18 protein-coding genes are annotated in these 15,827 nt (G+C 61.5%); 14 read left to right on the top strand and 4 right to left on the bottom strand.

Going from position 1 to position 15,827, the window contains the following annotated elements:
* Positions 1 to 85: 85 nt before the first annotated feature.
* Genes metF through JF616_16285 form a run of 3 tightly spaced genes read left to right on the top strand, consistent with a single transcriptional unit; the run spans position 86 to position 3,128 of the window.
* Entirely contained in the window at positions 86 to 991 is a 906-nt protein-coding gene (gene metF, locus JF616_16295) for a methylenetetrahydrofolate reductase [NAD(P)H] (GenBank protein MBW8889316.1), read from the top strand.
* 6 nt (positions 992 to 997) lie between these two features.
* Positions 998 to 2,191 (top strand): pyridoxal phosphate-dependent aminotransferase, encoded by a 1,194-nt coding sequence (locus tag JF616_16290; protein ID MBW8889315.1) that lies wholly within the window; start codon positions 998 to 1,000, stop codon positions 2,189 to 2,191.
* A complete protein-coding gene (locus JF616_16285; protein MBW8889314.1) occupies positions 2,184 to 3,128 on the top strand; it encodes a methyltransferase domain-containing protein in 945 nt (314 codons plus the stop codon). The genes JF616_16290 and JF616_16285 overlap by 8 nt, the downstream gene beginning before the upstream one ends.
* Here the strand turns inward: JF616_16285 and JF616_16280 are convergent.
* From JF616_16280 to trpS, 4 genes are all read right to left on the bottom strand, one after another.
* A complete protein-coding gene (locus JF616_16280; GenBank protein MBW8889313.1) occupies positions 3,125 to 3,502 on the bottom strand; it encodes a VOC family protein in 378 nt (125 codons plus the stop codon). The two genes, JF616_16285 and JF616_16280, sit on opposite strands and share 4 nt — an antisense overlap.
* Positions 3,503 to 3,524: 22 nt before the next feature.
* Positions 3,525 to 4,574, bottom strand: coding sequence for a PA0069 family radical SAM protein (locus JF616_16275; GenBank protein MBW8889312.1), 1,050 nt, complete (start codon positions 4,572 to 4,574; stop codon positions 3,525 to 3,527).
* 65 nt (positions 4,575 to 4,639) lie between these two features.
* On the bottom strand, positions 4,640 to 5,254 hold the full coding sequence (locus JF616_16270) for a thioredoxin family protein (protein ID MBW8889311.1): 615 nt from the start codon (positions 5,252 to 5,254) through the stop codon (positions 4,640 to 4,642).
* A gap of 33 nt (positions 5,255 to 5,287) precedes the next feature.
* Entirely contained in the window at positions 5,288 to 6,289 is a 1,002-nt protein-coding gene (gene trpS, locus JF616_16265) for a tryptophan--tRNA ligase (GenBank protein ID MBW8889310.1), read from the bottom strand.
* 183 nt (positions 6,290 to 6,472) lie between these two features.
* Here trpS and JF616_16260 point away from each other — a divergent pair, with 183 nt between their 5' ends.
* The 11 genes from JF616_16260 (at position 6,473) to JF616_16210 (ending at position 15,797) form a co-directional block, all read left to right on the top strand.
* Positions 6,473 to 7,636 carry a hypothetical protein gene (locus tag JF616_16260; protein ID MBW8889309.1) on the top strand — a complete coding sequence of 388 codons (1,164 nt, stop codon included), beginning with the start codon at positions 6,473 to 6,475 and terminating at the stop codon, positions 7,634 to 7,636.
* Positions 7,637 to 7,825: 189 nt separating this feature from the next.
* A complete protein-coding gene (gene tatA / locus JF616_16255; protein MBW8889308.1) occupies positions 7,826 to 8,032 on the top strand; it encodes a twin-arginine translocase TatA/TatE family subunit in 207 nt (68 codons plus the stop codon).
* A gap of 51 nt (positions 8,033 to 8,083) precedes the next feature.
* Positions 8,084 to 8,815: a twin-arginine translocase subunit TatC gene (gene tatC / locus JF616_16250; protein ID MBW8889307.1), complete on the top strand. Its 732-nt coding sequence runs from the start codon at positions 8,084 to 8,086 to the stop codon at positions 8,813 to 8,815.
* Positions 8,812 to 9,447, top strand: coding sequence for a 5-formyltetrahydrofolate cyclo-ligase (locus JF616_16245; protein ID MBW8889306.1), 636 nt, complete (start codon positions 8,812 to 8,814; stop codon positions 9,445 to 9,447). Before tatC ends, JF616_16245 begins: the two co-directional genes overlap by 4 nt.
* 39 nt (positions 9,448 to 9,486) lie before the next feature.
* Complete coding sequence (locus tag JF616_16240) at positions 9,487 to 9,612, top strand: hypothetical protein (GenBank protein MBW8889305.1); 126 nt, start codon at positions 9,487 to 9,489, stop codon at positions 9,610 to 9,612.
* Positions 9,613 to 9,621: 9 nt separating this feature from the next.
* On the top strand, positions 9,622 to 10,788 hold the full coding sequence (carA, locus tag JF616_16235) for a glutamine-hydrolyzing carbamoyl-phosphate synthase small subunit (protein MBW8889304.1): 1,167 nt from the start codon (positions 9,622 to 9,624) through the stop codon (positions 10,786 to 10,788).
* A 21-nt stretch (positions 10,789 to 10,809) separates the two neighbouring features.
* A complete protein-coding gene (locus JF616_16230) occupies positions 10,810 to 11,643 on the top strand; it encodes an RNA methyltransferase (GenBank protein MBW8889303.1) in 834 nt (277 codons plus the stop codon).
* 159 nt (positions 11,644 to 11,802) lie between these two features.
* Entirely contained in the window at positions 11,803 to 13,149 is a 1,347-nt protein-coding gene (locus tag JF616_16225) for a tetratricopeptide repeat protein (GenBank protein MBW8889302.1), read from the top strand.
* Between the two features lie 224 nt (positions 13,150 to 13,373).
* Positions 13,374 to 13,685 (top strand): integration host factor subunit beta, encoded by a 312-nt coding sequence (locus JF616_16220; GenBank protein ID MBW8889301.1) that lies wholly within the window; start codon positions 13,374 to 13,376, stop codon positions 13,683 to 13,685.
* A gap of 64 nt (positions 13,686 to 13,749) precedes the next feature.
* The gene (gene smpB, locus JF616_16215) at positions 13,750 to 14,214 is read left to right on the top strand and encodes an SsrA-binding protein SmpB (GenBank protein ID MBW8889300.1); all 465 of its coding nucleotides are present in this window, start codon (positions 13,750 to 13,752) and stop codon (positions 14,212 to 14,214) included.
* Positions 14,211 to 15,797 (top strand): N-acetylmuramoyl-L-alanine amidase, encoded by a 1,587-nt coding sequence (locus tag JF616_16210; GenBank protein MBW8889299.1) that lies wholly within the window; start codon positions 14,211 to 14,213, stop codon positions 15,795 to 15,797. The genes smpB and JF616_16210 overlap by 4 nt, the downstream gene beginning before the upstream one ends.
* The last annotated feature ends 30 nt before the right edge of the window (positions 15,798 to 15,827 follow it).

Below are 15,827 nucleotides of genomic sequence, written 5' to 3'. Positions count from 1 at the left end.
CACGTGCTAACGGCATCTCCGAGCCGAAGGGATATGCCTAGGCAAGCGCCGCGGCCGTCACGGAATTGCTAGAATTCAACCCCATATGGCCCTGCTCGAAAAACTGCACGCCGGCGTCCCAACGCTTTCCTACGAACTCTTCCCTCCCAAGAATCCCGCGGGCTGGGGCACCTTATACGGAACCTTAGGCGAACTCTCCAAGCTCGCCCCCGACTACATATCCGTTACCTATGGCGCAGGCGGTTCCACGCGCACCAAGACCGTGGATCTGGTCGGGCGTATCCAAAACGAACTGGGCATCGAATCGGTCGCGCATCTCACTTGCGTCGGCCACTCCCGGGAGGAGTTGGCCGGCATCCTCGCCACCCTAGAGACGGCGGGCATCCGGAACGTCCTGGCCCTGCGCGGCGATCCGCCTAAAGGCGATGCCGCCTTCAAGCCCCATCCCGACGGCTTCGCGCATGCCTCGGATCTGATCCGATTCATCAATGGCCGGTTCGGCTTAAACATCGCCTGCGCCCACTACCCCGAGAAGCACGTGGAAGCGGGCAGCCTGGAATCGGATATCGATTACCTGAAGCTTAAGCAGGACAACGGGGCCCAATTCACGATCAGCCAAATGTTCTTCGATAACGAAAACTTCTACCGCTTCCGGGATAAGTGCGCGGCTGCGGGCGTCCGCTTCCCTTTCGTGGCCGGCATCATGCCGGTTCTCAACCTGGGGCAGATCACGCGCTTCCGGGAGCTATCGGGTTGCGTGATTCCCGACTCGCTGGTATCCCATTTGGGAACCGGAGACGCGGCCGCCGTCCAGGCGCGCGGGGTGGAATTCGCGACCCGGCAATGCGACGATCTGCTGCGTAACGGCATCGCCGGTATCCATCTCTATTCCCTCAACCAGTCCCACTCCTCCGCGCGGATCACCGAAAACCTCCGCGGCCTGGGATATTTTCCCGTCGCCTCGACGGCCAAGTCCGCCAAGAGCGTTTAACCGGCCATGTTCTCAGGCAGGTTCTCGGCCGACCCGGGCGGGCTCAATCCCCATTGGGAAGCCAAACTGGGCCTGGAGGCCGCCGGAATCGGCCTGCTTGATCTCACCCTTTCCAATCCTACCGTAGCCGGCATCCATTATCCTCCCGGGATTCCCGCGCTCCTGTCCCGGCCCGAGGTTATGGAATACCATCCTAATCCGCGGGGGATGCCGGAGGCGCGCCATGCGGTGGCCAAGTACCTCCACGGCCGGGGACGGCCCTGCGATCCCGACCGCTTGGTCCTGACGGCGAGCACTTCGGAAGCATATGGCTGGCTATTCAAATTGCTCTGCGAGCCCGGCGACGAAGTGCTGGTGCCTTCGCCCAGTTACCCTCTCTTCGATGACCTCGCCGATTTGGAGAGGATATCCCTTATGCGGTATCCCCTTTCCCCCAATCCCGGTCGGAGCGGTTATTGGGAACCCGATTTCGATAGGCTGCGCAATCTGATCTCCACCCGGACCAAGGCCCTCATCCTGGTGAATCCCAACAATCCCACCGGGCATGTTCTGGATGCCAGGGCCCTGGCAGCCTATCTCGCGCTGGCCGATGAATACGGGCTGGCCCTGATCGTCGACGAAGTGTTCTGCGACTACGTGCTGGCCGATGACGCGGTTTTCCTGCCGCTGGAATCGGAAGGACCCCTGGTCTTCACCTTGAACGGGTTCTCCAAAATGCTCGGCCTGCCGCAAATGAAGCTGGGCTGGATCCACGCGGCGGGCAAACGCGAACTCGTGAACGCCGCCCTGGAGCGCCTGGAGTTCATCGCCGACTCCTTCCTCTCCGTGAATACGCCGGTGCAAGCCGCGGCCAGGGATCTGCTCGCCCTCGCGCGGCCCATCCAGTCCGCGATCGCCCAACGCTTGCGGTCGAACCTCAAGGCTTCCTGGGAATGGACGGTAGGTTCCCGTACCCAACTTTACAGCGCGAACCATCCCCAGGCAGGCTGGTACCTTTTGCTACACGTCGGTACCCCATTGGACTCGGAGGCCTTCGCCCTCGACCTGCTGCGACGCTTCCATGTGCATACCCATCCGGGCGCATTATTCGGATTGGGAAGGGAATGGCCCCTGGTCGCAAGCTTGTTGACTCCGGAGACGGCTTTCCGGGAAGGGCTGGCGCGCATCGCCGCGGCGGCGGAAGGGCATACGCATGCCTGATCCAGGCGCAATGACCGATGCGACGTCTTCCGCCGTTGAGGAGCGGGGGTTGGACAAGCAACCTCTCAACGAACGAGCCCTTAAAGATCGGGTGCGCCGCTATTACGCCGCCGCCACCGAGGACTACCTCAAGTATTACCAGGCCGATTGGCATCATCATATGCACTACGGATTCGATCGGGATTTGCCCCGCGGCGGCAACCCGACCGAGCACATGGTCCGCTATCTGGCCGGATTGGCGGGCCTGAACGCCGGGGAACGATTGCTGGATGCCGGCTGCGGAGTGGGCGGCTCCTCCATCTTCCTGGCGCGGGAACTGGGGTTGGATTGCACGGGGATTACCTTGATGGAGGCCCAGGCCCGGTTGGCCCGGGGGTTCGCGGCCAAAGGCGTCCCGTCTTCCGGATCCGGGAAAGCGCGCTTCGCCGCCAACGATTTCCATTCCCCCGCGTTCAGGCCCGGGTCCTTCGACGCGATATGGGCGCTGGAATCCTTCGATCATGCGGTGGACAAGCGGGCCTGGATCGCCGGGATGTTCGGTCTTCTCAAGCCGGGAGGCCGCTTGGTGATCGCGGACGGCTTCCGGACGCAAGCCCCTCAAAACCGGGCCATGGCGAAGTCTTATGCCGCCTTCCTGGCGGGATGGGCCGTTCCCCATCTATGCACCGCTCCCGAAATCGAGACTTGGGCCAAGGATGCCGGGTTCTCCGTCGCGCATTCGGAGGACATATCCCGCGACGTCATGCCCCATGCGCGCGCCATCTTCCGCTTCGGCCTGCTCTTCATCCCCGTCCGCTGGGCGCTGGCCCGCTTGAAGCTAACCAGCCTCGAGAAGTTGGGTAACGCCTACGCTACCTATTACCAGTACCTGACCTTCCGCAAGGGCCTGTGGGAATACCGCGCTTACTGCTTCCGTAAGCCGCCCGGCCCGTCCTAACCGGCGGGCTGGGTCAGGGAAAGGATGTTGCCATCCGGATCCTTGAACCAAGCCACCTTGGCCCCGCCCGGAGCCGACCATACGCCCGCCTTGTCTTGTACCAAGCCGGGGAATTTCTCGAAGACCACTCCGAACTCGTTCAGTACCTTGGCTTCTTTCCGGATATCGTCCACTTCCCATCCCAATACCGTGAAAGGCGCGGGTACCAGCGCCTCGACGGGAGTAACCCGCAAGGTACCCTGGCCGAGATCGAAGACGATGGCGAATTTGTCCTCGGAGCGCAGCGGCAGCCGCAACACGTCCTTATAGAAGGCTTTGGCGTCTTGGGACCTAGCGGTGGCGATGAAGGAAATGACCTTGGAATTCTTCAGCATGGGGGCCTTGGCGGATGAGGTTTCAAGCGGAGAACAGATCCAATTGGGCGGACCCGGCCTTGGGGGATTTAAGTATCGTGGGCGCCTGCGGCGCCGCGGGGAGCTTCAGGCGTTCCAACGACTCACCCGCCTCCAAACCGCATTTACGCGCGTGGATGCGGAAAAGCTTGTCGACCATGTCGGCCATGTTCCCCGTCCCCGACATGCGCGCGCCCCATTCCGTATCATAAAGCCCGCCACCGCGCACTTCGCGTACGTGATGCTCGATTTTGCCCGCGCGCTCCGGCAGCTTCTCGCGGATGCGCTCCAGGAACACTTCCCGGGTCGCCCCCGGAAGCCGCAGCATGACGTAGAAAGCGAATGCGGCTCCCGCCGCCTTGGCCCGCGCCAGCAAGGCCGGGATATCGCTATCGTTGAGGCCCGGAATGATGGGCCCCAGGGAGATGCCGGTGCGCAGGCCGGCTGAGCTCATTTTTTCCAATGCCTTGAATCGGAGGGAGGGCGGCGCCGCGAAGGGCTCGACCAGGCGCGCCGTGGCGTCATCGGCGAACGGGATGGACAATACCACGCCCACCCCGGCGGCCTTGCTAAGCTCGGTTAGCAGATCCAAATCGCGCAGCACCAAGGTCGATTTGGTGATGAGCGAGACCGGCTGCCGGAATTCCAGGCAGACCTCCAGGCAAGCGCGGGTCAACTTGAGTTGGCTTTCGGCCGGTTGATAACAGTCGGTAACGCCGGAGAAGGTTATGGGCTCCCGCTCCCAATTCCCGGAAGCCAGCTTCTTCCGAAGCAGCTCCGCCGCGTTGATCTTGGCGTAGATCTGCGTATCGAAATCGGTGCCGGCCCCGAGCCCCAGGTACTCATGGCTCGGTCGGGCATAGCAGTAGGCGCAGGCATGAGCGCAACCCCGGTAGGGATTCACGCTGTAGCGGAAGGGGATGTCGGGGCTGTCGTTTTCGGAGACGATGCTGCGGGCGATTTCCTTATGGATGCGCAGCGCCTGGGGCAGTTCGACCCCGTCCTCCCACTCCACCCGCATGGATTCGAACCGGTTTTCCGGGTTCGCTTCCATGCGGACGCGATAAGGATGCTTGCGCTCCGGCATGTTCCGCTCTCCGCCGCCCAAGGGCGGACTTGTCAGGCCTTATCGGCCGTCCCGCGCTGGTACAAGTAATCCAAGTCGCAGGCATCGCCCGGCATCCAATGCTTTTCCTTGTCCCACCATTTGATGTTGCAACCGATGGCATCGGTGCGTTCCACGGCGATGGGACGTCCGGCCAGCATGTCCGCGATGGCATCGTCGAGTTCATGGGTCTCCGCCTTGGAGGCGTCCCGCGGGCTGTTGTCCTGCCGGCCCGAATACGCGAGCCGCCCGTCCTTGCCGAATAGGAAATAATGCGGGGTGCGCTCGGCCCCGAAGGCCTTGGCCACCAGTTGTTCCTCATCGTGGAGGGACAGCCAACGGAATCCCTTTTCCCGCATCCGGATCAGGACGGCGTCCCAGCTGTCGCTAGGATGATCCTTGGTTTCGTTGGAATGGACGGCCACCATGGAAATCCCCATGGGCTGGATGCGATCGAAGAGCGCCTTCATGCGGTCTTCGCTGCCGACCACGTACGGGCAGTGGTTGCAGGTGAAGAATATCAAGGCGCCGTTGCGGCCCTGGATGTCCGGAAAGCCATGGCGGCGTCCATCGGAGCCGGGCAGATCGAATGCGGGCGCATGGGCGCCGGTAGGTAGCACGAAACTCATGGGAATCCTCCAAGCTCGAGGCAACCGGCCGCGTCAGCGCGGCGCGATGCCGATGGTAGATCTAATACGATCCAAAAATACCGAAGCCGCGGCGCGGGCCCGGTCCCGGCCTTTCGCCAGCACGGCCTGCAGGGCGGCGGGATCCGCCATCCAGCGGCGGTATTCCTCGCGCGGGCCCTTGAGCTGGGCGTTCAAGGCTTCGAAATAATCCTTCTTGGCCTGGCCCCAGCCCATGCCCCCGGCCTGGTATTTAGCGCGTAGGGCCTGGGTTTCGGAATCGGAAAGCAACAGCCGATGCAGCGCGAAGATATGGCTTTGCTCCGGATCTTTCGGCTCCGTGGGCTCTTGGCTATTGGTGACGATCTGATTGATGCGCTTCTGCAGCGCCTTCTCCTCGAGGAAGAGCGGGATGGTGTTCCCGTAGCTCTTGCTCATCTTGCGTCCGTCCAGCCCGACGATGGTTTTCACCTGCTCTTCGATTTTCGGCTGGGGCAAGGTGAACAGTTCCGACTCGTAATTGTGGTTGATGCGCTCGGCGATGTCGCGGGCGATTTCCACGTGTTGCTTCTGATCGGCGCCCACGGGCACCACATGGGCGGAGAAAATCAGGATATCGGCGGCCATCAGGATGGGGTAGGTATACAAGCCCATGTTGATGTTATGATCCGGATCCTTTTGGGCGTCGACGTTCTTGGCAACCGCGTCCTTGTACGAATGCGCCCGGTTCATCAGCCCCTTGCCCGCGAAGCAGGCCAGGATCCAGGACAGTTCGAAGACCTCCGGAATCTCGCTTTGACGGTAAAAGACCGATTTCTCCGGATCAAGTCCGAAGGCCAGATAGGTCGCGGCGATGGAGTAGGTATGCTTGCGCAAGGCTTCCGGATCGTAGACGGCGTTGAGCGCATGGTAATCGGCGATGAAGTAATAGGTTTCGTATGTGGAAGCCAAAGCCAGGGCGGGTTTGATGGCTCCCAGCCAATTGCCCACATGGGGTTCTCCCGTAGGTTTGATGCCCGTTAAAGCCCGTAAAGCCATGAGTACCCTTTGTTTGCCGAGCGAATCCGCGCCCATCGGCGCCATCGCCATTTCGCGAGAACCCAAAAGTAGCACTTTTTTCTAATTTCATGTTTGAAGCCGAATCATGGAAAATCACATAACCCCTTATCCGTCGGCGAGATATATCTTCCGCCCTCCCCTTTCCGCAAAGCGCTGCATCCATTGACCGAACCCAACCTCCTCGCCCAACCCAGCTTTCCCATCGAATACGTCGATACCGACGTGGGCCTAGGCAAACTGATCAAGGCCATGCGCGGAGTCGAGACGGTATACCTCGACCTCGAAGCCGACAGCATGCACCACTATTTCGCCAAGATCTGCCTCATCCAGATCCTGGTCGGCGAGACCTGCTATCTGGTGGATCCGCTGAATGGGGACATTAAGCTGGACGGGTTCCTCGCGGCGCTCTCGGAAAAGATCCTCGTCCTTCACGGCGCCGATTACGATTTGCGCATGCTCTACCAGCAGCATGGCTTCCGCCCCTACAGGATTTTCGATACCATGTTGGCGGCGCAATTGTTGGGCAAGCCCGCTTTCGGTCTGGCGGCCTTGGTACATGCCTTCTTCGGCGTCACGCTGAAGAAGGATCAGCAAAAAGCGGATTGGTCGCAGCGCCCGTTGCCGCCGCTTATGCTCCAGTACGGCGCCCAGGACACCTTCTTCCTCCCGGGCCTGCATCAAGCGCTCACCGATGAGCTAACGGCGAAGCAGCGCTTGGATTGGCACGTGGAAACCTGCCGCGAACTGGTGAAGGCCACGGCCAAATCGAAGGAAGTGGATCTGGAGAACACGTGGCGGATCGACGGCTCTTCCAAGCTTTATCCCCGGCAATTGGCGGCCCTGCAGTCGCTATGGAAGTATCGCGACTTCATCGCGCAGAAAACCGATCTGCCCAGTTATAAAATCCTGCCGTCGGATATCTTGCTCCGCTTCGCGATGGCCGTGCCGCCCTCGGGGGAACCGGAGCAGGTACCCTCCCTCCCCTCGCGCCTCAATCCGGAGATCAAGGCCGGCTTCCTGGATGCCTTCCGGCAGGCCTTGGATTCGCCCGAAGCCGCGTGGCCGCAACCCCTGCGCCCGCCGCGCAAGCCCGTAGTCAGCCCGAGTTCGGCCGTGCTCGGACGCTTGAAGGAAGTGCGGGACAGGATCGCCGCCGAATTGCAAATGGATCCCTCCCTGCTCGCCACCAAGTCCACCCTGACCGCCGTGGCCCTGACCGGCTGCACCTCCCGGCCGAAAATGATCGCCGCCGCGAAATGGATGAAATGGCAGGAGGATTTGCTTTTGGAACCCTGGCTCAAGCCCGAGGACGCGAAGCCGGATTAAAAAAGGGACCCATCGGAGTTCATGCGATTAACTCCGATGGCGATTCGGTAAACCATTAGCGGTTGCTCGCCGCTAATTTGCCAAAATCCCCCGACGGCATTTTGGCGCCGGATTCCCCTGGCAGACATGCCTGGCGGGCATTTAGTATACTTCCGTAGGCGCCGCTCTGCGGGTCACCCGGAGGTTACAATGTTCGGTCGACTTGGTCCCATGGAACTTCTCATCATTTTCCTGATCGTCATCCTGCTTTTCGGCGGGAAGAAGATCCCAGAAATCGCCAAGGGCCTCGGCAAAGGCATCCGCGATTTCAAATCCTCCATGGCCGGCGAAGAAGAAGCCAAGGCCGAAGTCAAACCCCTCGCGAATCCGGACACCCAGGACAAGCCGAAGACCTGACGGGCGCCGGCTCCCCGCCGGGTCCTTCCCTCTTTCCCCGCTTCCCCAACGTTGGCGCCCGAAACCACATTCTGGGATCATATCACGGAGCTCCGCTCCCGCCTGATCCGCATCATGATCGGCGTGGGCATCGCGGCCTCCGTTTGCTACGGCTATTGGGAGCGCCTCTGGGCGGCCTTGGCCTATCCGCTTACCAAGCAACATCTGAAGGTGATATTCATCGCGACCTCGCCGATGGAAACCTTCATGACCAGCATCAAGATGTCCCTCATCTCGGGGGTCATTATCTCCATCCCCTGGACCATGTGGCACGTTTGGCGCTTCCTGGCGCCGGGCCTTTTCCAAAAGGAACGCAAGGTATTCGCCATCGCCTTCGGATCGTCCGTCATCATGTTCGGGGTGGGAGCCGCCTTCGCCTATTTCGCCGTGCTGCCGGCGGGCCTGGCCTTCCTGGCCACCTACACCAACGGCGCCATCGCGCAGAACTGGCGCCAGGACGAATTCATGGGATTCATGAGCCAGTTCATGCTGGCCTTCGGGCTCATCTTCGAGCTCCCGGTGGTTTCCTACGTGCTCGCCTCCATGGGCCTCATCACCGCCAAGGGCATGTGGGGATTCTTCCGCTATGCCATCGTGCTCATCTTCGTGGTGGCGGCCTTCTTGACCCCCGGGCCTGATCCCGTCTCGCAATGCCTGATGGCCGTGCCTTTGTGCCTGCTCTACCTGATCTCCATCGGGATCGCGGCCGTGGCGCAGAAGAAGGCGGAAGAGGAGACCGCATGATTTTCGATTCCCTCGGCATCGGCGAAGTGGGCGTAGTGCTGGCCCTGGCGGTGGTTCTGGTCAAGCCCAAGGAGTTGGGCCGGGTCATGCGCGAGTTCGGCAAGTTCAAGCGCAAGGCCCTGGAAATCCAATCCCAGGTGCGCGCCCAACTGGAAACCATCACCATCGAAGCCGAAGCGATCGAAAAGCAGATGAAGGTCGGCATGGACAAGGCATCGTTGCGGGGTTGGGCCAAGGATCGGATCGCCCTGCTGCCGGCGACGGATCGCGCGCGCGCCGCGGAGGCATTGGCCGTCCGGGTCGCCGATTGGCAAACCTATAAGAACGCCGGGACGGTGGCTTGCTTCGCATCCGAGCTCACCGAGATCGATACCGAACCCCTGCTCCGCCGCATCCTTTCGGAAGGCAAGGTCCTGTTGCTGCCGTATGTCCATGGGGAAGGCAAGGAGGCCGCCATGGCCTTCGCGCCGGTGAAGGATTTGGAGAAGGACTTGGCCGAGGGGAGGTTTGGAATTCGGGAACCCGTCCCCGCCGCCCGTACCGGCGAGCCTCCCAAGCCCGATCTGATCCTGGCCCCGGGGCTCGCCTTCGACCTCCGGGGCGGCCGCTTGGGCAAAGGGAAGGGGTTCTAGGATCGCTATCTCGCCGGCTTCCGGGGCTTTAAGGCCGGGCTGGCCTACGACGTACAAATCACCGAGAAAAACCTACCTTTGGACGCGCACGATCAAACCATGGACGCCGTGGTCACGGACCAGCGGACGCAGGTCTTCTCGGCGCCCCGAATCGAAGTGGTCTGAAGGAAAAACATGAAAGCCATTCTCGCCCTGGAAGACGGGAACTATTTCGAAGGGGAATCCTTCGGCGCCGAAAAGGACGGCGCGGGGGAAGTTTGCTTCAACACCTCCATGACCGGTTATCAGGAGATCCTCACCGATCCTTCCTATGCCGGCCAGATCGTCACCTTGACCTATCCGGAGATCGGCAATTACGGCATCAACCCCGAGGACGTGGAGTCGAAGCAGATCCAGGTCTCGGGATTGGTGGTCAAGAACTGTTGCGAATACCCGTCCAATTGGCGCGCCGACGAAGCCAAGGATAAGCATCCCTGGTCGCTCTCTGAGTACCTCAAGAAGAACGGCATCCCCGGCATCATGGGGATCGATACGCGTCGTTTGACGCGCATCCTGCGCGAGACCGGCGCCAAGAACGGCGTCATCATGGTCGGGAACGTGGACGTCGCGACGGCCCTGGCGAAGGCCAAGGCGGTTCGGCCTTTCGGGGAGTTCGACTTCGTTCGCCAGGTGACCATCGGCAAGCGGGAGGAATGGCATGGCCGCGAAAGCGCCTTGAGCTTCCGGCCCTCTCCCGAGCGCCAACGGAAATTCACCATCGCGGCCATCGATTACGGCGCCAAGTACAATATCCTCCGCAAGCTCGAGACCCAGGGCGCCACGGTTTTGCGTTTCCCGGCCGACGCCAAGGCCGAGGAAATCCTGGCCTGCAATCCCGACGGGATCTTCTTGTCGAACGGCCCGGGCGACCCCGCCGTGCTGGACTACGCGGTGGATACCATCAAGGCGCTCTTGCCCGCGGGGAAACCCCTGTTCGGGATCTGCCTGGGACATCAGTTGTTGGCGCGCTCGGTCGGCGGCAAGACCTTCAAGCTCAAGTTCGGCCATCGCGGCGCGAATCATCCCGTCAAGGATCTCCGCACCGGCAAGGTGGAAATCACCTCGCAGAACCATGGCTACGCGGTCGATCCCGCCAGCCTCGATTCCAACGCAGTCGAAGTGACTCATATCAATCTCAACGATAAGACCGTGGCGGGCCTGCGTCTCAAGAACTCGCCCGCCTACTCGGTGCAGTACCATCCGGAAGCATCGCCTGGCCCCAAGGACTCCCATTACCTGTTCGAGGAGTTCATCGCCGAGATCAAGAAGCACGCGGCTCATCCCGTGGCCGCAGGCCGCTAGCCGGCCCTCCCGGCCTCCCCTATGTCCAAAGTCGATTCCTCATCCATCGTCGCGGGCCTGCATGCCGTCGACGCTTTGCTCCGCGCTTCCCCCGCCAAGGTGAACCATCTCGTGTTCCAGCTCGGCACCAAGAACGCCAAGCTGCACGACTTGCAACGCCGCGCCGAAGAGCATGGGATCCGTATCCATCAATTGCCCAAGCCGCGCCTGGACCAATGGTTCAACGGCGTCCACCAAGGCGTGCTCGCCTTTTGCAATACCCGCGCGTACGACGATTGGGCCGAGGTGAAGAAGGAGCTGGTGGCAGCGAAACGCGCCGGTTACGCCCCCCTCATCGTGGTGCCCGCCGCCATGGAAGATCCGCGCAACCTGGGCGCTTGCATCCGTTCGGCCGTAGCTCTCGGGGCGGACGCCATCCTGGCCCACAACAAGGGCGGCGCGGGTCTTACCCCTTCGGTGGCCAAGACGGCCGCGGGCGCGTTGGAATCCATCGCCATTTGCCAGGTGACCGATATCGAGAAAGAGCTCAAGTCTTTGCGTAACGAAGGTTACGCCATCGTGGGCCTGGAAGAAGACGGCGAAGTGGAAGCCCATATGGGGCGCTATGAAGGCCCGCTGGTCCTGGTGGTGGGCGGCGAGGATCGCGGCATCCCGCCGCATATCCGCCGGGCTTGTACTTACGTGGTGCGCCTGCCCATGGCCCCCGGGGCCCATTCCTATAATGCCAGCGTCGCCCTGTCCCTGCTTCTCTACGAGGTGAATCGCTCAGGTAATTTCCAACGCTTGGCCTCGCCCCGCCCCAAATTCTTCCAAGATCCCCAGGCTCCCCAAACGTTGGCCGGCCCGGAAGAATAACTGCAGCGGAAGCTGTAGTCCTCCCCCACCCTTCCCTTCGAATCCCGCCTCCCGCCTGGACTTGCTGCCACGGCCGCCGCCCCCTATGATGGGTTCGGGGCCGCAAGGACGCGGCCCGGCGCGGCCCGCTTTCCCGGCGATGCCGCCGGGAGAAGCATCATGCTGGACAAAGTCTGGAAAAGGATTTCCGACAAGGGTTCATCGGGCAAGAAACTGGTTCCGATCATCTTGGGCCTCTCGGCGGCCATGTGGCTCGGGGCGGGGGTGGCCATTTTTTGCCTCAAGGACAAACACACGGCTGATTCCGCCAAGACCGAGGCCAAGTCGAACGCGGTTGCGGCTACGGATGAGAAGGGCGAGTTAACGGGGGTCCCGGCATCACAGGCGAATGCCGAAGGATCTCCCGCAACGAAAGCCAAGGAAGCGCCGGTGTCGGAAGCCCCCGAGGGGAAGGCCGCCATGTCGGAAGCGCCCGCCGCCGAAAATGATCCGCAGATGTGGCCCTCCAGGGATGAAATGGCCGCCTTGCGCCAAGTGGCCGAACTCCGCGCCGGGGCCGGCGAGTTGGAAGAAGCCGTAACGCCGCTGCGACGGGTGATGCGCGTCCCTACCCATGAAGCGACATTGCTGGCGCTGGCCGCCAAGGTTTTCCTGGGAACGGCGAACTATGCCGAAGCCTTCTGGTTCGCGAGCCAACTCGTCGGCCTGGAACCCGAGAACATGCGCGCCCGGGTGCAGTCCGTGGAAGCGCAATACCGCATGGGACAGGTCGAGCCGGCGATGCGATCGGCGGAAGCTGCTCTGAAGCGGCATCCCGGCGATCTCGCAATGCTGGTCGAGCTGGGTACCATGCAAGTGGAAGCAGGACCGGCCGCCAAAGGCTACGGCGACGCCCTGGCGGCGGCGCTCAAACTCAAGCCCGACTATGCGCCGGCGCTTTACCTGATGGGCCGGAAGGCCCAGCTAGAAGGCGATTTCAAGGATGCGGAAACCGCCTTCGCCAAGGTCGTGAAACTGGACCCGGAGAACGTCAAGGCCCTGGGCCAATTGGGCATGGCCCAATACCATCTCGGCAAAATGATCGCGGCCGAGAAATCGTACCGGCTCGAGCTGGCGCGAAACCAATCCGATTACAATACATGGTATAACCTGGGCGAACTGCTGCTCGGCAACGCCAATGAAGAAACCAACTCCGAAGCCGTGCGACGTTTCCGGGCCGCCGCCATGGAATGCTACCTGAAGGCGATCGACCTGAACCCCGAGCATGCCCAGGCCCGTTACCGCGTGGGCGTCTTGCTGATCGGCAACGGCCAATACAAGGAAGCCATCCGCCACCTGGAAGCCGCGTTACGCCTCGATTCCCGGCATGTGCCGACCTTGGTGCAACTTTCCCTGGCTTACGAGAACCTGAAGCAACGGGAGCGGGCGCGGGCCTATCTCAATAAGGCATACGAACTAGATCCCTTGAACAAGATCGTGCTTTCCAAACTGCGCCGCATGTCTTGAAGACGAATGGGAATCAGGGAACCGCCCCGCCCCGTGGCGCGGAACGGTTCCACGCGAGTGCCGGCTGGGTTTACACGCCATCCGCCTTCGCGGGAATGAAGGTTCCGATGTCGCTCGGCAAAACCCACGTAACCTTGCCACTTTGCCGAAAATTCCCGGGAACGGTCTTGCTCGCTTATTCCTAAAGTGTTATTATACCTTCTGTTACGGACCACAGGAGCGCTATGGGGAACGTCACCAAGAAAGACATAGTGGATGAGATCGCGGCTCGCACCGGGTTGACCCAGGTGGATACCAAGATCATCGTCGAATGCTTCCTGGACGCCATCGCCAAGTCCTTGGTCCAAGGCAAGAACATCGAGATCCGCGGCTTCGGCCGCTTCAAGGTGAAAGAGAAGAAAGCCCGCACCGCCCGCAATCCCAGAACGGGCGAAATGGTCCACATCGACGCGGGGCTCAAGCCGATTTTCGAAGCCAGCAAGGAACTGAAGAACGTATTGAACTCGGACGGCGAGGACGGCAAAGCCTCCGAATAAGGCCGTCACGACGCTTCGGCGGGAAATGATTCGCCGCCGTATCCCGACTTATTAGATTCAATCCATGAATCGCCCGAATGCGCCGGAAATCCATAATCGGGCTGCCCGCCACCATTACCACGTGCTCGACAGCTTCGAATGCGGCATCGCGCTCCGCGGAACCGAAGTGAAATCAATCCGCGAGGGTAAGCTCGAGCTGGCCGAAGCGTTCGCGCAGGTGCGCAAAGGCGAGGTGTGGCTGGTGAACGCCTATGTCAACGAATACAACTACGGCAACATCAACAATCATCTTCCCCGGCGGGAGCGCAAGCTATTGGCCCGCAAGCCCGAGATAGCGAAGATGGACGAGGCCACTTCCCTCAAGGGGCACACGCTCATCCCGCTCAAAGCCTATTTCAAAGGCAGCGTACTCAAGATCGAGATCGGCATCTGCAAGGGCAAGGAAGCGCCGGATAAGCGGAAGGATAAGGCCAAGCAAGAGGCCAAGCGCGAAATCGACCGGGCGCTGAAGGAACGGAACCGCGGATGAGGTTCGCCGCTTTCGTTCGCATCGGCCTGGCAATGGCCTTAGGCTCGTGGCTGGGAACGGCGGCATCCGCCAACGTGGTTCTCAAGCCAAAACCCGGCAACGGAGTCTCCTCTTGGCCCGGGGGCACCTTCCCGGATACGAGCTTCGAGGGAATCCGTTACGTCTCGTCGCAATTCCTGGAAAACCTTTTCGCCCGCGAAGGCTCCTGGGTTCCCGATCGCCAGAAATTCGTCCTGCCCGATTCCGCCGGCCGGAAATGGTATTTCACCCTTGATAATCCCTACATCAACGTCGGCGACGAAGTAGCCAATCTCGTCTATCCGATCCGGCGCGGCCCGGAGTTCCTCTACCTCCCGCTTCCGCCCTTGCTGCGCTTGCTCGCCCAGAAAGGCTGGCCCATCGAGGCGCCCGAGCCGGAGGAGCCCGTTTCCCTTCCGGCCAAGGTTAAGCCCGTGCCCAAGGCTTTGGCCCTGCCGGGCGGATCCAATATCCTGGACATCGGTACCGAGGATCGCGACAACGGGACCCTGGTATCGGTGCGCGTGGCGGGGCCCATGGAATGGGAAAGCTTTTGGGTGCCGCCGCATTTCATCCTCAAGTTCCAAGGCGGCCAGGTTTCGCCCCGCTTCCCGCTTAAGGCGCAAGGCTCGGGCCTGGTGAAATCGATCTTCACCGTGCAGGAGAAGGAACTCGTGCAGGTCACCTTGAACATACCCAAACCCATCGACACGGTGGAAGTCGCCTATTCTTCCGAGACCCTGGCCTACCAGGTGACCGTGCGCAAGCCTTCGGCCCGTAAGCCCAAAGCCGATAGCGTCGAGCAGGCGAAGGACAAAGCCGTGAAAGGCACCACCATCATCATCGATCCGGGCCATGGCGGCAAGGACCAAGGCGCCATGATCGCCGGCGTGAACGAGGCGCAGATAACCTTGGCGGTCGCCAAGGAGCTGAAGACCGCCCTGGCCAAGCTCGGTTACCGCGCCCTGATGACCCGGGAAAGCGATACCTTCATCAGCCTCCCTGATCGCCCCAAGTTCGCCTCGGAGAAGGGCGGGGACCTTTTCATCAGCCTGCATTGCAACTCCATCGGGGGAGCGCCCAAGCATAAACAACAGGTCTCCGGATTCACCGCCTATATCCTGCGGGAAGGCGAAAGCGAAGAGGACAAGGCCCTGGCCCGGCGCGAGAACGAGGCCATCGGGGCCGAGGGCGGGAAGAGCAAGGCGGAGATCTCGCCGGTGGAATGGATCCTGTTGGAACATCAGCTCAACCTGTATTCGAAGGAAAGCGAAAGCTTCGCCGGCGATTTGGTGTCCGCCTTCGACGGGCACGCTATCGCCAAGTACCAGACGGGCGCCAGCCAGGCGGGGTTCTACGTGCTGGTGGGCGCCTACATGCCGGCGGTTCTGTTCGAGATGGGCTTCCTCACCAACAACCAGGACCGCCGCGTTCTGGCTTCGGAGAAGGGCCAGCGGCAAATCGCCGACAGGTTGGCAAAGGCCATCGATCAGTATCGGAAAAGCCAGGGATCCGGCCCGGCGACAGCCAAGGAAGCCAGGCCCAAGCCGAAGAGCCGGGATTAGTTTTATCTTTCCGCATCTTCCACCCAACCG

The organism is Fibrobacterota bacterium (assembly GCA_019509785.1).
Taxonomy (GTDB): Bacteria; Fibrobacterota; Fibrobacteria; order UBA11236; family UBA11236; genus Chersky-265.
The sequence above is the reverse complement of the archived record's forward strand: the minus strand, read 5'-3'. Positions and strand labels throughout refer to the sequence as shown.

What these genes read in the sequence shown, in the direction of transcription:
- JF616_16245 (MBW8889306.1), top strand. Translation starts at nt 8,812, where the DNA reads ATGATTTTCGATTCCCTCGGCATCGGCGAAGTGGGCGTAGTGCTGGCC.
- JF616_16290 (MBW8889315.1), top strand. Translation starts at nt 998, where the DNA reads ATGTTCTCAGGCAGGTTCTCGGCCGACCCGGGCGGGCTCAATCCCCAT.
- JF616_16285 (MBW8889314.1), top strand. Translation starts at nt 2,184, where the DNA reads ATGCCTGATCCAGGCGCAATGACCGATGCGACGTCTTCCGCCGTTGAG.
- JF616_16210 (MBW8889299.1), top strand. Translation starts at nt 14,211, where the DNA reads ATGAGGTTCGCCGCTTTCGTTCGCATCGGCCTGGCAATGGCCTTAGGC.
- trpS (MBW8889310.1), bottom strand. Translation starts at nt 6,289, where the DNA reads ATGGCTTTACGGGCTTTAACGGGCATCAAACCTACGGGAGAACCCCAT.
- JF616_16275 (MBW8889312.1), bottom strand. Translation starts at nt 4,574, where the DNA reads ATGGAAGCGAACCCGGAAAACCGGTTCGAATCCATGCGGGTGGAGTGG.
- JF616_16270 (MBW8889311.1), bottom strand. Translation starts at nt 5,254, where the DNA reads ATGAGTTTCGTGCTACCTACCGGCGCCCATGCGCCCGCATTCGATCTG.
- smpB (MBW8889300.1), top strand. Translation starts at nt 13,750, where the DNA reads ATGAATCGCCCGAATGCGCCGGAAATCCATAATCGGGCTGCCCGCCAC.
- tatA (MBW8889308.1), top strand. Translation starts at nt 7,826, where the DNA reads ATGTTCGGTCGACTTGGTCCCATGGAACTTCTCATCATTTTCCTGATC.
- metF (MBW8889316.1), top strand. Translation starts at nt 86, where the DNA reads ATGGCCCTGCTCGAAAAACTGCACGCCGGCGTCCCAACGCTTTCCTAC.
- JF616_16225 (MBW8889302.1), top strand. Translation starts at nt 11,803, where the DNA reads ATGCTGGACAAAGTCTGGAAAAGGATTTCCGACAAGGGTTCATCGGGC.
- JF616_16220 (MBW8889301.1), top strand. Translation starts at nt 13,374, where the DNA reads ATGGGGAACGTCACCAAGAAAGACATAGTGGATGAGATCGCGGCTCGC.
- JF616_16280 (MBW8889313.1), bottom strand. Translation starts at nt 3,502, where the DNA reads ATGCTGAAGAATTCCAAGGTCATTTCCTTCATCGCCACCGCTAGGTCC.
- JF616_16230 (MBW8889303.1), top strand. Translation starts at nt 10,810, where the DNA reads ATGTCCAAAGTCGATTCCTCATCCATCGTCGCGGGCCTGCATGCCGTC.
- carA (MBW8889304.1), top strand. Translation starts at nt 9,622, where the DNA reads ATGAAAGCCATTCTCGCCCTGGAAGACGGGAACTATTTCGAAGGGGAA.